18 protein-coding genes are annotated in these 13,901 nt (G+C 67.4%); 7 read left to right on the top strand and 11 right to left on the bottom strand.

From position 1 onward, the window contains the following. Nucleotides 1-34: 34 nt before the first annotated feature. Nucleotides 35-676: an alpha/beta hydrolase gene (locus ACWA1Q_RS11930; protein WP_463757606.1), complete on the bottom strand. Its 642-nt coding sequence runs from the start codon at nt 674-676 to the stop codon at nt 35-37. 98 nt (nt 677-774) lie between these two features. On the opposite strand from ACWA1Q_RS11930, the gene ACWA1Q_RS11925 reads away from it, so the two are divergent. Beyond that, nucleotides 775-1,344 (top strand): NUDIX hydrolase family protein, encoded by a 570-nt coding sequence (locus ACWA1Q_RS11925; RefSeq protein ID WP_463757604.1) that lies wholly within the window; start codon nt 775-777, stop codon nt 1,342-1,344. Between the two features lie 56 nt (nt 1,345-1,400). On the opposite strand, the gene ACWA1Q_RS11920 is transcribed toward ACWA1Q_RS11925, so the two are convergent. The 3 genes from ACWA1Q_RS11920 to ACWA1Q_RS11910 all read right to left on the bottom strand — a co-directional run bounded on the left by ACWA1Q_RS11920 (nt 1,401) and on the right by ACWA1Q_RS11910 (nt 4,450). After that, complete coding sequence (locus ACWA1Q_RS11920) at nt 1,401-1,919, bottom strand: N-acetyltransferase family protein (protein WP_463757603.1); 519 nt, start codon at nt 1,917-1,919, stop codon at nt 1,401-1,403. 158 nt (nt 1,920-2,077) lie between these two features. Further along, nucleotides 2,078-3,565, bottom strand: coding sequence for a DEAD/DEAH box helicase (locus ACWA1Q_RS11915; protein WP_463757601.1), 1,488 nt, complete (start codon nt 3,563-3,565; stop codon nt 2,078-2,080). Nucleotides 3,566-3,919: 354 nt separating this feature from the next. After that, nucleotides 3,920-4,450: a hypothetical protein gene (locus tag ACWA1Q_RS11910; protein ID WP_463757600.1), complete on the bottom strand. Its 531-nt coding sequence runs from the start codon at nt 4,448-4,450 to the stop codon at nt 3,920-3,922. A 140-nt stretch (nt 4,451-4,590) separates the two neighbouring features. Between ACWA1Q_RS11910 and ACWA1Q_RS11905 the strand changes: the two genes are divergently transcribed. The 3 genes from ACWA1Q_RS11905 to ACWA1Q_RS11895 are packed head-to-tail and all read left to right on the top strand — an operon-like array spanning nt 4,591 to nt 5,989. Beyond that, the gene (locus ACWA1Q_RS11905; RefSeq protein ID WP_463757599.1) at nt 4,591-5,055 is read left to right on the top strand and encodes an EVE domain-containing protein; all 465 of its coding nucleotides are present in this window, start codon (nt 4,591-4,593) and stop codon (nt 5,053-5,055) included. A 41-nt stretch (nt 5,056-5,096) separates the two neighbouring features. Continuing rightward, nucleotides 5,097-5,633, top strand: coding sequence for a 2-phosphosulfolactate phosphatase (locus ACWA1Q_RS11900; RefSeq protein ID WP_463757597.1), 537 nt, complete (start codon nt 5,097-5,099; stop codon nt 5,631-5,633). Nucleotides 5,634-5,686: 53 nt separating this feature from the next. Next, nucleotides 5,687-5,989: a DUF427 domain-containing protein gene (locus ACWA1Q_RS11895; RefSeq protein WP_463757596.1), complete on the top strand. Its 303-nt coding sequence runs from the start codon at nt 5,687-5,689 to the stop codon at nt 5,987-5,989. Here ACWA1Q_RS11895 and ACWA1Q_RS11890 read toward each other — a convergent pair. The 6 genes from ACWA1Q_RS11890 to ACWA1Q_RS11865 form a co-directional block, all read right to left on the bottom strand. Continuing rightward, nucleotides 5,979-6,608 carry a CGNR zinc finger domain-containing protein gene (locus ACWA1Q_RS11890; RefSeq protein ID WP_463757595.1) on the bottom strand — a complete coding sequence of 210 codons (630 nt, stop codon included), beginning with the start codon at nt 6,606-6,608 and terminating at the stop codon, nt 5,979-5,981. The genes ACWA1Q_RS11895 and ACWA1Q_RS11890 overlap by 11 nt on opposite strands. Before the next feature lie 59 nt (nt 6,609-6,667). After that, the gene (locus ACWA1Q_RS11885) at nt 6,668-7,192 is read right to left on the bottom strand and encodes a DUF1697 domain-containing protein (protein WP_463757593.1); all 525 of its coding nucleotides are present in this window, start codon (nt 7,190-7,192) and stop codon (nt 6,668-6,670) included. Continuing rightward, on the bottom strand, nt 7,189-7,683 hold the full coding sequence (locus tag ACWA1Q_RS11880) for a SprT-like domain-containing protein (protein WP_463757591.1): 495 nt from the start codon (nt 7,681-7,683) through the stop codon (nt 7,189-7,191). The genes ACWA1Q_RS11885 and ACWA1Q_RS11880 overlap by 4 nt, the downstream gene beginning before the upstream one ends. Nucleotides 7,684-7,728: 45 nt before the next feature. After that, nucleotides 7,729-8,253 carry a tetratricopeptide repeat protein gene (locus tag ACWA1Q_RS11875; RefSeq protein ID WP_463757589.1) on the bottom strand — a complete coding sequence of 175 codons (525 nt, stop codon included), beginning with the start codon at nt 8,251-8,253 and terminating at the stop codon, nt 7,729-7,731. A gap of 113 nt (nt 8,254-8,366) precedes the next feature. After that, on the bottom strand, nt 8,367-9,524 hold the full coding sequence (locus ACWA1Q_RS11870) for a PQQ-dependent sugar dehydrogenase (RefSeq protein ID WP_463757587.1): 1,158 nt from the start codon (nt 9,522-9,524) through the stop codon (nt 8,367-8,369). Nucleotides 9,525-9,526: 2 nt separating this feature from the next. Further along, a complete protein-coding gene (locus ACWA1Q_RS11865) occupies nt 9,527-10,402 on the bottom strand; it encodes a spermidine synthase (protein ID WP_463757585.1) in 876 nt (291 codons plus the stop codon). Between the two features lie 34 nt (nt 10,403-10,436). Here ACWA1Q_RS11865 and ACWA1Q_RS11860 point away from each other — a divergent pair, with 34 nt between their 5' ends. Genes ACWA1Q_RS11860 through ACWA1Q_RS11850 form a run of 3 tightly spaced genes read left to right on the top strand, consistent with a single transcriptional unit; the run spans nt 10,437 to nt 12,681 of the window. Further along, a complete protein-coding gene (locus ACWA1Q_RS11860) occupies nt 10,437-11,192 on the top strand; it encodes a 5-oxoprolinase subunit PxpA (RefSeq protein ID WP_463757584.1) in 756 nt (251 codons plus the stop codon). Next, the gene (locus ACWA1Q_RS11855; RefSeq protein WP_463757581.1) at nt 11,189-11,809 is read left to right on the top strand and encodes a 5-oxoprolinase subunit B family protein; all 621 of its coding nucleotides are present in this window, start codon (nt 11,189-11,191) and stop codon (nt 11,807-11,809) included. Before ACWA1Q_RS11860 ends, ACWA1Q_RS11855 begins: the two co-directional genes overlap by 4 nt. Continuing rightward, entirely contained in the window at nt 11,806-12,681 is an 876-nt protein-coding gene (locus ACWA1Q_RS11850; RefSeq protein ID WP_463757579.1) for a 5-oxoprolinase subunit C family protein, read from the top strand. The genes ACWA1Q_RS11855 and ACWA1Q_RS11850 overlap by 4 nt, the downstream gene beginning before the upstream one ends. A gap of 34 nt (nt 12,682-12,715) precedes the next feature. Here ACWA1Q_RS11850 and ACWA1Q_RS11845 read toward each other — a convergent pair whose 3' ends face one another. Continuing rightward, nucleotides 12,716-13,669 (bottom strand): endonuclease domain-containing protein, encoded by a 954-nt coding sequence (locus ACWA1Q_RS11845; protein ID WP_463757578.1) that lies wholly within the window; start codon nt 13,667-13,669, stop codon nt 12,716-12,718. Between the last annotated feature and the right edge of the window lie 232 nt (nt 13,670-13,901).

Here is a 13,901-nt window from a genome sequence, read left to right as displayed (position 1 = left end):
CGACATCGATCAGGGGTAGCGGATGCTGCCGGTTCTAGAGCTGGCGCTCGATGAACCCACGCACGTCGGCGAGTTCCTGCTGGGAGATCGCGTGGGTCAGGCCCTCGTACACGCGGCCGACGAGTCGGGAATGGGCGGGCAGCCACTCGGTGGTGTGGGCGATCGCCCGCGCGGGGATGACATCGTCGAGTGTTCCGCGGCCCCAGAACACCGGCGGGCGGCGCTCGGCGAGGGCTTCGTCGCCGGGGTGGGAGCTGATGGCGCTGTAGCCGGAAAGGTTCACCGCGAACGAGAACCGCTCGGGAGCGGCGCGGAGAAGTTCGATCGACATCGCGCCTCCCTGCGAGAAGCCGAGCAGGCCGATGGAGTCCGGTGTGTACGGGAGGCTGTCGAGCCAGCTGAGCACGGCCTCGGTCGACGCGGCGAGCCCGGTTTCTTCGGGATGGCCGGGCTGGTCGATCGGGTACCAGGACCAGCCGTCGATTGGGAACGGTGCGACCAGCGGTGCGCGCAGTGCGGCGATGACCGGTTCGAGGGGCAGGAACGGAGCGAGCTGGAACAGGTCGGCTTCGTTCGATCCGTAACCGTGCAGAACGACCAGAAGCGAACGCCCCTCACGGTCGTCGCCTGCAGCCGACCAGAGGACGGCATCCTCATCGATGGTGTGCGTGGTCATGTATCCGTCTCCCTGAATTTCCGGCCAGCGACCAGCCTACCGAGGGCAAACCGGGTGTCCGCCGTGCCCGGTGTCAGGGAACCGGGTAAGAATGGAGCATGAGCGTTCGCACCCCAGACCCCGACCAGCCGCAGGACCCGTCACCGGACCCCACCCCCGGCTGGCTCAGCGACATCGAACTGGAAGAGGTGCGGAGGCGGCTCCCGCTCCTGTACGTGGAGGCGATCCCGGTGCGGGTGGATGGCCTCGGTGTCGTCACCGAAGTGGGCATCCTGCTCCGGGCGACAGCGACGGGACAGATGACCCGCACCCTCGTCTCTGGCCGGGTCATGTACGGCGAAACCCTGCGTGACGCTCTGTTCCGGCACCTCGAAAAGGATCTCGGGCCGATGGCGTTCCCGCTTCTGCCCGCATCGCCGACTCCGTTTCACGTCGCGGAGTACTTCCCGATGCCCGGTATCTCCGCGTACACCGATGATCGCCAGCACGCTGTTGCGCTCGCCTATGTTGTTCCCGTCACCGGGACCTGCGACCCCCGCCAGGACGCCCTCGAGATTACGTGGATGTCGCCCGAGGAAGCCCAGTCGGATGCTCTGAGTGCCGAGATGGAGGGTGGGCGGGGAACACTCCTGCGCCTCGCTCTCGCGTCGGTCGGTCGATTGCGTTAACGACGAAGAAGACGGATGCCGTGGCATCCGTCTTCTTCGTGAGCGTTCGTGGACCGCTAGCGAACGTAGCGGACTTCGTGAATCTCTTCGCCGAGGAACGGCTCGGTGTGCTCAGCGCCGTCGGCGACGAAACCATTCTTCTCGTAGAAGTGGCGGGCGCGACCGTTCGCCGATGAGACCCACAGGTAGGCGGGTTCGTCTTTGTCGATGGCTGCGTCGAAAAGCTTCTGCCCAGTGCCTGTGCTGCGGAATTCAGCGAGCATGTTGATGAAGTAGAGCTCACGGTCGCGCGGTGCATCGGCGTCACGGGCTGGACCGGAACCAGAGAAGCCGATGATCTCGCCATCCTTCACCGCGGCGAACTGGCGGTAGGCGGCGCCCTGGTTCATCCAGTGGGTCCAGAGTTCAGCCATCCGGCGGGGCGAGAGCCGCTCCAGCGCGGCTTTGGAGATCAGCTCGTCGTAGCTTTCGTGCCAGCACTGCGCATGAACACGGCCGAGCGACTCTGCGTCGACATCGCGTACGGGGCGAACAATGATCTCTGAAACGGAGGGAGCTGCAACATCGGTGTCCATACCGTGACCATACTCCCGGGTAGCGCGGGGTGTGAAATCGGCCGAAACACCCCTTGACACTTGTGCGGGAATCCACGGGGAGGCGCGAAAAAAGCCACCGTCCGGCTGGCGCACCCGGAGATGAGCCGGCGCGAACCGGTGGCTTCTTTTCGGGGTGCTTAGTGGCCGGTGGAGACGCGGCGGTTGGTCCGCTGTCCGCCGGTCGAGGCACCGCCAGACGTTGCCGGACGAGCCGAGCGCTCGGGGCGACCCTGTGCTGGGCGTCCCTGTGCCGGGCGGCCCGAGGCTGCACCCTCGTGGCGACGGGCCGACGAGCCTGCCGTCGATGTCGAGTAGTCGCGAGATCCGGAACCTGAACGGGTCCGTCCTGCGCCCTGGCCGTCGCGAGCCGAACGCTTGCGCTGGGCGTTGGCGCCCTGCGACCGTCCGCCGCCCTGTGCCTGGACGACGCGGGGGACGGGCTTGACGTACGCGGCGACCTCGCCGACGAGGGCGGTCACTTCGGCCGACTTCGCGGTGACGGAGACCGGGGTGACCTTGATCTCGGCCTTGCGGAGAAGAACGGCAAGGTCCTTCTTCTGGGTCGGAAGGCAAATGGTGACGACGTCACCGGCGCTGCCGGCGCGGGCGGTACGGCCCGAGCGGTGCAGGTACGCCTTGTGCTCCATGGGCGGGTCGACGTGGATGACGAGTTCGACGTCGTCCACGTGAACACCGCGAGCCGCGACATCCGTTGCCACGAGAACGCGCGCCGATCCGTCGCTGAAGGCGGCGAGGTTGCGGTCACGCTGCGGCTGCGACAGGTTGCCGTGCAGGTCGACCGAGGGGATGCCCGAGTCGGTGAGCTGCTTGGCAAGCTTCTTCGCGTGGTGCTTGGTGCGCATGAAGAGGATGCGGCGGCCGGTTCCGGAAGCGAGGGCCTCGATGAGGTCCTTCTTGGAGTCGGGGCCGTTGACCTCGAACACGTGGTGGGTCATGGCCGAGACGTGGCTCGTGACCTCGTCGACGGAGTGCATGACCTCGTTGTGCAGGAAGCGCTTGACGAGCTTGTCCACACCGTTGTCGAGCGTTGCCGAGAAGAGGAGGCGCTGTCCGTTGGACGGCGTCTTGTCGAGGATGCGTGTGACGACGGGGAGGAACCCGAGGTCGGCCATGTGGTCGGCCTCGTCGAGCACAGTGATCTCGACGGCGTCGAGGTTGACGAAGCCCTGCTTCATGAGGTCCTCGAGGCGGCCGGGGCAGGCAACGACGATGTCGACGCCGGCCTTGAGCGCAGTGACCTGGCGGGTCTGGTTGACGCCACCAAAGATGGTCGTGGTGTTGAGGCCGTATGCAGCCGCGAGCGGGGTGAGCACAGCGGAGATCTGCGTGGCGAGCTCGCGGGTCGGAGCGAGGATCAGGCCGAGCGGGCGACCCGGGCGGCGCTTTCCGCCGGCGAGCTTGCCGCCGAGGCGGGCAGCCATCGGAATGCTGAACGCGAGCGTCTTCCCCGAGCCCGTCTTTCCGCGGCCGAGGACGTCGCGTCCACCCAGGGTGTCCGGAAGGGTGTCGACCTGGATCGGGAAGGCGAGGGTCTTGCCGTCTGCGGCGAGGGCCGAGACGAGGGCTGCCGGGACGCCGAGGTCGGCGAAGGTGGTTTCTGGCATGGTTTCTGACAAAGTGGTGCCTTTCGGGGCATCAGCATCCCGTACGGATCTCGACAGGCGAAATCGCTGGAGCGGGAGAGAGTGGCGAAGGTGGCGAAGGCCACATCCGTTCGCCGTATGAAGAGTCATCGACCCGGAATCCTTATCGGATGTGCGGGGAGAGAGGAAGCGTTCTACGACGCAAGGGGCACAATGATGGGCCCGCAAGTACTCCCACCCTAGCGGATCAGCCTGCTCACTGCCTGACAGCGCCCCGTGAGCACGTCCGGTGACCCCAAATTCAGGAGATCCGGGCCGACACGCCGTCCAGACGCACCGCCACACGGCGTGTCGCGTCAGTTCTCCTGAATTCGATCAGTTCTCCTGAATTTGGTTGCGCGAGCCGAACTCCTCGGAGGTTTCCGGCTGCACCGGCTCGAAGCCCCAGTTCGGCGCCATCTCCTTCAGACGGATGCCGCGCCACTGCCACATCGTCCACATCGGCATCCACAGGGCGGCAGCAGCCGGGCCGCCGAAGTCGAGCCGGTCGCGATAGAGGGTGCGGGTCGGATCCCCCGGCTCCGGAGCTACGGCCATCTGGTGCTTCCAGTTCTCGAGCAGGCTGAGCGGGCCCGTGAGCGGGCGACCGGAGTCGACGAGGATCCGCACCCCGGGCATCCGGGTCAGATCGAAGTCGAGGTCGATGCGCTGCCGCCCCACCGGAACGACGCCGGCGCCACGCACGGTGACGTCCATGCTGCCCGGCTCCCACAGCGTTGGCACGGGCCCGCCGGGGTCGAGCTGGAGCAGTGGCGAGTAGAGCTCCCGCAGCACAGCAGGGGAGCGGAGTGCTCGCCAGGCGTCGAACGGATCGCAGTCGAGGATCATCTTGAGTTGCACGCGCATTCCCCCAGTCTCACCCGCCGTGCGCGGCGGCGTGCCGAAATGCGGATACTCGGACCGAACTCCCCGCAAACAGCACCGGATCAGTGCGGTGGGCGCCGAATCACCGAAGTTCGGAACACCACGTGCGCTAGACAGGGAGCATGGCGATTCGATTCTGGCTGGTGGTGGCGTCACGAGACCACGTGCGCAACGCCGTCGATCAGGGAATCGCGCAGGTCAACCATGGGTCACGTGCCGGGCTCGACTCGATGGGCGAATCAGACGGCATCGTCTACTACTCGCCGAAGACCGAGTACCCAGACGGCGAACCGCTCAAGCACTTCACCGCGATCGGACGCATCGCGAGCAATGAGCTGTATCAGGCACTCTCGCTCGACCGCCGGCCGTGGAGGCGCAAGGTCGACTGGGACCTCGGCGCCGAGCCCGCGCCGATCCGGCCTCTTCTCGGGGCCCTCGATTTCACGCGCAACGCGCCGAACTGGGGCTACCAGCTGCGCGGGGGACTGATCGAGCTTTCACGGCATGACTTCGAGATCGTTCGGGATGCCATGCGTCGCCCCTCTCCTGACGACCGCCGCTATCCGGAGGAACGTCACTGGCTGTAACACGAGGGGGCACGCGAAGCAGCCCTCGTTACCCTTGAACCATGTCGAACAGCACTGCCCCGTCAGCCCCGCCCGTCGTCTCACCGGCCGCGCAGGCGAAGTACCAGGTCCGCTTCGACGCCGGCACCGCCGGTCTCGAGCGGGTCGCTGACGTCGACCTGCTGATCTGGGTGGATGCGCTCGCGCTCGCCGATGCTGCCACCGCACTCGACACCCCAGCAGCCACCGTGGTTGCGGCCAACCTCACCAACCGGAGCGCCGTCGCCGCCTGGGCGCTCGAGCACCAGGTGCGCCTGGGCCGTCGCGTCTCGATCGCCGTCATCGCCGGCGGAACCGGCGCGGCCGACTCGCTCGCCGCCGGTGCCGTCATCGATGCGCTCGTCGTCCGTGGCATCGACTTCACCTCGCCCGAGGCGGCTGTCGCGTGTGCAGCGTTCGACAGCCTCAGGAACGCCGTCGGACACCTGTTTACGGCATCCGTCAATGGTCAGACGCTGATCACCGCTGGCGACCGCGAGCGCGTCGTCGCTGCCGCCCGGGTCGACTCCACAACCGAGGTTGCGATCCTCCGCGACTGAATCCTCAGGGCCCGAACCTGTGCGGTCGGGGGTTGCGCGCGTATGCTGCAGCCATGAAAGCCACACATCACGACACGGTTCTCGCCGAAGCGCCCGAGAGCGACCTCGTTAAAATCGAGGGCAACTGGTACTTCCCGCCGTCGAGCCTCTCGAGTGAGCTCTTCACCGAGAGCCCGACCCCCTACACCTGCCCCTGGAAGGGCGCTGCGCAGTACTTCACCGTGACCACCGGCGGAGAACCGCGGAAAGACCTGGCCTGGAGCTACCCGACGCCGTACCCCACAGCTTTCGACCGGGTCGGCAAAGACTTCTCCGGCTATGTCGCGTTCGATCGCTCGGTGACGATCAGCGAGTAACGGCGGCCTCGTCGCGGTTCGCGCGCGCCCGGTGCGAGCGAACCTTGTGCCGGTTGCCGCACCGTTGCATCGAGCACCAGCGGCGGTTCCCGGCACGTGACGTGTCGAGGTAGATGAGGTTGCAGTCCTCGGCGTCACAGCCACGGATGCGGCCGCTGGTTCTCCCCGAGAACAGCGCGACAGCATCCCGGGCGATCGTCGACAGCGCCTGTGCTGCCCGCGGTTCGGTGCGACCGGCCTGCAGGCTGCCGCCGGCGAGCCGGGGCGGGATGTCGGGGGTCGCCGCATACAGGTTGAGCAGGTCGATGTCGCGGCCGTCGCCGAGCGTGCCTGACAACGCTGCGAGCGCGAGGTTGCCGATCGCGGTGCGGAGGGTGAGGGCGTCGGCGAGGTCGCGGTCGCCCGCCGGTGTGCCCGGAAGCCGGTCGCCGAGCCACCCGGTCAGCCCGGCGGCGTCCTGCAGAATGTCTCCGGCATGCCCGGACGGGGCCTCGCCGCCGACCGGTCCTGTCCACGCGAAGTCGAGCGCGAGTGAGCCGGAGTCGAACCACCAGCGAGTTCCTTCGGCTGAAGTGAACTCCTGCCCGGTTGCCGGGCTCAGCCCGGTCGTGTCACTCATGCCTTCAACTGTATGCGGTCGTGCACGCGGGACTGTGCGGCACTGAGGGAGGCGCCCGTTCAGAGGAGCTTGCGCAGGGTGCGCAGGTTACGGGTCGTCGTCAAAATGCCCGGGGTCCGGGCCGTGCGTTTCGAGAAGGTGCTGTCGGTCGACAGCCCCTTCTTCACCTCCCAGTAGAGAACGCCGTCGCCTGCCTCAACCCGCTCGACGTTCTCGTCGAGATCGCCGGCCAGATCGGCCAGGGAACGGATGTCGCCCGAGTCCGACACGAAGATGACGTACGGCTGACGGTCGTCGACTTCATCGAACGGATAGGCGTCAACGATCCGCCGCACCGTGGCCTGGTCGGTGAGGATCACCCGGGCGGCATAGCCGAACCCCACCGAGAGGGCCTTCTCGATCGCTGTCGTCTGCTCGGCGCGGCTGCCGGCCCCGGAGAACAGGACGTTCCCGCTCGCGAGCACGGTCTTGACATCGGAGAAGCTGAGCCCGCGAAATACCTCGGCGAGGGCCTGCGATTTGACGGTCACCCCACCGACGTTAACGCCACGGAGGAGCGCGATGGTGAGGTTCGCGGAACTCATGACGCTTGAGCCGCCGCCCGCTGGCGCATGGCCGGGGTGATCACGCGGTGTTCCCACGAGAGTACGAAGCGGGGGTCGAAGCGGCGGGAACACACGCCACAGGAGGTATGGTTCTTGGGTTGGCGATACCGATAGAGGGTGTGGCCGTTCGGGCACGACCCGACCCACGGGGCGAGTTCGTCTGCGGTCTCGCCGTGGTGCACCCGGGAGCCCTCGTAGCCGAGGTCGGCGGCGATGCGCTTCCACGCCTGGCCATGCCCGGCGCGTGGGCCGGCCAGGGCGTGGGCGACCTCGTGCAGGAGGATCTGGTGGATCTCGTCGTCGTCGAACCGGGATGCGAGATACCGCGACACCGTGATCCGTTTGGTCGTGAAATTGCACAGCCCGGCACGCCGCTTCGCGTTGTCGAACCCGAACGACCACACGGCCGGATCGAGATGCAACTTAATCAGTGAGTCGGCCCACAACCGGACTCGGACCAGATCGGACATGGCAATACGCTAGCGCGTGCCTCAGACATTCGTCCGGAACCGCGCTCAGCGCCCGACGAACGACTCCGTGACGGCGACGGCGATAAGGGCGGATTCGAGCTGTTCATCGGTGGCGCCGAGGTCGGTCCGGAGACGCACGGCGGTGCGGAAGTCAGCGAGCGCAGCCGTGTACTCGCCCTGGTCGAAGTAGACCCGGCCGCGGTGCTGCAGAGCGAGCGCCTCGAGCAGGGTCCACTCGTGGGTGTGGGCTTCGTTGGCGAGCGACGAGAGTTCGTGTAGCGCCTCTTCATAGGCGCCGCGGAACTGCAGAACCTGGGCACGGAGCATCCGGGGCTGCATGAGTCCCTTGCGGTCGCCGGTGAACCGGGCGAGCCGCACGCACTGGTTGGCCACGTCGAGGGCTTCGTCGAGCTGGCCGGCGACCTTGAGCAGCCACGCCTTTTCGCACAGGGCGCTCAGGCTGCGCATGTCGCCCAGCTCGGAGAGTCGATCCCCAACAGCTTTGAGGTCGACTTTCTCACGCAGGGTTCCGGCGTCATAGCCAAGGATGATGCTCAGGGTGTACTCCAACGATGTCCGGAGCCCGGACGGCGGTTCGAACCCGGGCTCTCTCCGACTTTAACCCGCGGTCCCGGGAAGGGGTGTCAGCCGCGCGCGCCTGTCGTTATTCGGAGGCGGAAATCTCAGCCTTCGACGAGGGGTGTGAGCTCGACCTGGATCAGCCGGTCATCATCGGGGCTGGGTGAACCGCGGCCGTCGGTGTTGTTCGTGAGAAGCCACAAGGTGCCGTCCGGTCCCGGTGCCACGTCACGGATCCGGCCGAACTCACCCTCGAAGTACGCGGATGCTGTCACGACGCCCTCGAGACCGTGGCTGCCCTCGGGGACGTGGATGCCGTCGAGAATTCCCCACAGTCGTTCACCGCGCAGGGCGGCCATGAACAGTGTGTTGTCGACGATGGTCAGTCCGCTCGGGCTCGCCTCGCTTGTCGACCACTGGTAGGCGGGATCCACGAAATCTGCGTTGCCCGCCTCGCCCTCGACGATCGGCCAGCCATAGTTCTTGCCCGGTTCGATGAGGTTCAGTTCATCCCACGTGTTCTGCCCGAATTCGCTGGCCCAGAGCCGCCCGTCGGCATCCCACGCGAGACCCTGCGGATTGCGGTGGCCGAGAGAGAACACGGCTGAGCCCTCCACCGGGTTGTCCTGGGGCACGTCTCCTGTTGGAGTCACACGGAGGATCTTGCCGTTGAGCGAGCCGGGATCCTGAGCGGAGTCGGCGTCGCTCGCGTCGCCGACGGTGATGTACAGCATTCCGTCGGGGCCAAACGCGATCCGCCCGCCGTTGTGATTACTTGCTTTCGCGAGCCCGTCGAGGATGACCTCGGGTGTTCCCAGGGTGAGGCTTCCCGGGGAGCCGCCGAGCGGCATCCGTACGACACGGTTGTCGTCTCTCGCCGTGAGATAGGCGTAGACCCAGTGCTGCTCGTCCTGGGTGCGGGCGGCGAGGCCGAGCAGGCCGCCTTCACCGACGGCGTCGACACCGGGCACGACGGTGACCTCGCGGAGGTCGTCTGCGGGGGTGAGTTCCATGATCTGGCCGGTGTCGCGGTAGCTGAGCAGCGTGCTGTCGCCGAGGGGGAGGATCGACCAGGGAGCCTCGAGGCCGGTCGCGAGAACGGTCGTTTCGCCGGTCGGGTAGACCGGTGGCGTTCCCGTCGGCGACGGTGCTGGGGTGTCAGGCCCCGTCGGGCGTTCGTTCGGCATCGGGGCTGATGCGGTGCAGCCGGTCACGAGCAGAACGGCAGCGAGAGCTGCGATTACCGGGATGCGCCTCGACATCATTACTTCCCCGATCGGACCTGGAAGATGGTTTGGGCTGGTGTGGGTGATGGCACCGCGGTGTCATCGGTGACGACAGAGGCACCGGCGAGAAACTGGCGGAGCTCCTTCCCGGCCACGGCCTTGGCAGGGTGGGGGCCGCCGGCGAGCAGCCGCGGGATGAAGTGCATCGGAAGCTCGGAGGGAGAGCCGATCAGCACGACATTGCCGAAGCGCCTGCCCTTGAGGATCTGGGCCTCGGCGAGAACCGCGGCATGGCCGAGTACTTCCTGGACTGTTGCAGCCTGGCCGCGGGCGAAGGCGAGACCCGGGCCGTCGGCGATATTGACGACGAGGATGCCGTCGGGCGCGAGGAGCGCTGCCGCCTTGCGATAGAACTCGACACTCGTCACATGCGCGGGGGTGCGGGCGCCGGAGAAGATGTCGACGACGACGAGGTCGACGCTTCCAGCCAGCCCGGCGGGGAAGCGGCCGAGAACCTCGCGGGCGTCGCCGTATCGGACCCGGATCGCGGCGCGCTTCGACCACGGGATGTGCTCGCGGACGAAGTCGATGAGATCCTTCTCCAATTCGACGACCTGCTGCCTGCTGCCGGGGCGGGTGGCGTCGATGTAGCGAGGGAGCGTGAGCGCACCTGCGCCGAGGTGGACCGCGGTGATCGGTTGGCCCGGAGCACGGACCTCGTCGATGACGTGCCCGATCCGCTGGATGTACTCGAAGAACAGGTTCGTCGGGTCGTCGACGTTGACGTGCGACTGGGGTGTTCCGTCGACAACGAGCTGGAAGCTGCCCGGGACCCATTTGTCGGCCTCGATGACCGCCACCTGGCCGCTCGACGCGAGGCGGATCTGGGGGTTGTCTGTCTCTCGCGCTGCCATGCGTCGAGCCTACCTTCGGCGGTAGCCTGAGCGTATGCGCGTCGACCTCAACTGTGACCTCGGCGAGACGGTCGACGGCCGTCCGACCGCGGACGACGCCGCACTCTTTCCGCTTCTCTCAAGCGCGAACATCGCGTGCGGGTTCCACGCCGGCGACGCGGACTCGATGCTCTCGTCCTGCCTCCTCGCCGTGCAGCACCGTGTCGCCGTTGGCGCTCATGTCTCCTATCGCGACCGCGCCCACTTCGGCCGCGCCGACCTCGAGGTGTTGCCCGCCGTCCTCGCCGACGACGTGATCGAGCAGCTCACCGCCCTCGCGGCGATCGCCGACAAGGCGGGCACCGGCATCCGTTACGTGAAACCGCACGGAGCCCTCTATAACCGCATCGTCCACGACGATCGAAAAGCGGACGCCGTCGCGAGCGCCATCGCGCGGTTCTCGCCCGGTCTTCCCCTGATGGGTCTTGCCGGATCCCGGGTGGAGTCGGCCGCTGAGGCGCACGGGCTTCCGTTCCTGCGCGAGGCGTTCGTCGACCGGGCGTACCAGCACAACGGGTCGCTCGCGCCCCGGAAGTGGCCGGGCGCCGTGCTGCACAGCGTCGATGAGGTCGCGGATCGTGCTGCGCGGATGGTGACGGAGGGCACGGTGCGTGCGCTCGACGGCACGATGCTGCACCTCCAGGTGGACTCGTTGTGCGTCCATGGTGACACCCCGGATTCCGTTGCGATGGCGACAGCGGTGCGGGCGGCGCTCGCCGCAGCAGGCATCGACGTGCTGGCGGCGGTATGAGAGCGCTGCAGGCCGTCGGCGATCGTGCGGTGATCGTCGATTGTGCCGACCTCGACGCTGTACTCGCCCTGCACGCCGCGCTCGCCGTGTCGCCGCCAGCCGGTGTGATCGACCTCGTGCCTGCTGCCCGCACGGTGCTCGTCACGTTCGACCCGGCGGTTCTCGCACCGGACCAGGTTGCCGGGTGGATCCGTTCGACGCCGCCGGTGACCCGCGCCTCACTCAATGGCACCGGCGATGCCCTCGTTCTCGACGTGGAGTATTCGGGGGAGGACCTCACCGAGGTCGCCGCCCTTCTCTCCCTCACCGAGCAGGAGGTCGTCGACGCGCACACGGCATCCGTCTGGCGCGTTGCCTTCGTGGGATTCGCGCCGGGCTTCGGGTACCTCGTGACCGACTCCACGCGGCTCGCGGTGCCGAGGCGGTCGAGCCCGCGCACGAGCGTTCCCGCCGGTGCCGTCGGCCTCGCGGGGGAGTACACCGGTGTGTATCCGCGGTCCTCGCCCGGTGGCTGGCAGTTGATCGGGCGAACGGATGCTCCGCTCTGGAACGCGGACGCCTCACCTCCCGCTCTCCTCACCCCCGGCAGAGTTGTCCGGTTCCGGGAAGCATCATGACCGCGCTGACCGTGCTGCGCGCCGGGCCGCTGACGACGGTGCAGGACCTCGGGCGTCCCGGGTTCGCTGCGCTCGGCGTGAGCGCATCGGGTGCTCTCGACCGCGGCGCGCTCACGCTCGGCAACCGGCTCGTCGGGAACGATGAGGGTGCTGCCGGGCTCGAGATCACGGTGGGCGGGTTCTCGGGTGTCGTCGACCGTGATGTCTGGATCGCCGTGACGGGAGCGTGGGGCCCCGTGACGCTCGGTGGGCGCGCGATCGACCTGAACCATCCGGTTTTCGCCGCCGCGGGGACTCCGCTGGAGATCGGCGTTGCGGAGTCCGGGTTGCGGTACTACCTCGCGGTGAGCGGGGGTGTGGCGGTCTCTCCCGTCCTCGGGTCGCGCTCGAGCGACATCCTCTCCGGAATCGGGCCCGCCCCGCTGCGCGACGGCGACGTGCTGCCGATCGGGTCGCCGCGGACGGGAGCGATTCCCGCGCTCGACGTCGCGCCGTGGAGCCCGCCGGAGCAGGGGAGCGTGACCGTTCCGCTGCATGTCGGGCCGCGGGAGTCGTGGTTCACGCCGACGTCGCTCGAGCTCTTGTTCTCCGAGCCCTGGACGCTCAGCTCCGCGTCCAACAGGGTCGGTGCCCGGCTCGAGGGTCCGGCTCTCGAGCGTTCTGCCACCGGCGAGGGTGAGTTGCCGAGCGAGGGGATGGTCGCCGGGGCGCTGCAGGTGCCGCCGTCGGGGCAGCCGACGGTGCTGCTCGCCGACCACCCGACGACCGGCGGATATCCCGTGATCGGAGTCGTGGCATCCGCTGCCCTCGACGTGTTCGCGCAGGTACGCCCCGGTCAGCGCGTGCGCTTTCGGCATGCGCGCCCGCTCTGACCGCGAGTTGCCCACTTTCGCGGGTGTTTGCCGCTCATAACCCGCGAGACTGGGCAACTCGCGACGCAATGTGGCGACGGATACGCTCGATCAGGCAGCGAGGATCGCGCAAGTCCGCGGCGGTCACCCTGATGATGCGCCACCCCTCGTCCTCGAGCGCGTGAGTTCGGTCGATATCCCGCTGCCATTGCGCTCGGTCGGTGAGGTGTTGGAGTCCCTCATATTCGAGGATTAGTCCGAACTCTCGAAAGAGGAGGTCCGCGCGGGCAAGGAAAATCCCGCTGGAGTCGAAGAGTTCGACGTTCACTTCGGGGGCGGGCAATCCCGCGAGCATAATCTCGACCCGCAGTCGTGACTCGCGGGGCGATTCGGCATGGTCGTTGAGCAGGGCGGAGGCGAGTCGAAGCTTTTTGACACCTCGCTGGGCGGAGTATCCGGTGACCGCGGCGTCAAGCCGCTCCCGCTTCGTTCGGGCGGACCGCCAGAAGATGAGCCAGTCGCCCGCAGCGACGAGGTCACCGAGCGAGAGCGTCCGAGCGAGATCACACCAGGTGCGCTCAAGTGAGGTGAGTCGACAGTCGTCCCTTGTGACGACCTCGCCGGGGCGAATGTCGTAGCTGTGGCCGGAGACCCCAACAATATGTACAGCACGAGTGTTCTTCGGCAGGCCAACGTGCAGGGACGGCATCATCGACGGTCTGCTGGGTATGGGAATGCCGTGGAGGAGCGCGGCGGTCGAGCCGCAGAAGAACGCGTCCCGTGGCATCCGCAGTAAGTAAGCCCTGCAAAGTTGTCGGGTGAGATCGCGGTGCAGCTCGAAGGAGTCCAGTCCCTCGGGTGCCGCGGGAGTCGGCATCCGCACTCCCGAGAAGGGAGTGACGAGGTCGCTGGCCGAGAGACGGCCCGCGCTGACGCCGTGAGCGTGAGCTTCTGCCGTTGAGAACGCGCGGTCGGTGAGGGCGGTAGGGAGGGGAGTTCGTTGGGTCATCCCGTCAGCGTGCGACGGATGCCGATCCAAGCGGTCGCGAGTGTGGATACTGTGAATCGTCCCGATGATTTTTGGGCCTGTGAAGGGCTCGCAGGGTCGCGAGTTGCCCGGATTTACGGGTGTTCGGCGCCCGACACCCACGAGAGTGGGCAACTCGAGCCCCGGTTATACCGCAGCGAGCGGAGCTCGTCAAGGATTGTGCTGGACACGGCGCGTCAGAAGACCTATGATT

The organism is Mycetocola sp. TRD_SC_2, assembly GCF_055361225.1.
The sequence above is the reverse complement of the archived record's forward strand: the minus strand, read 5'-3'. Positions and strand labels throughout refer to the sequence as shown.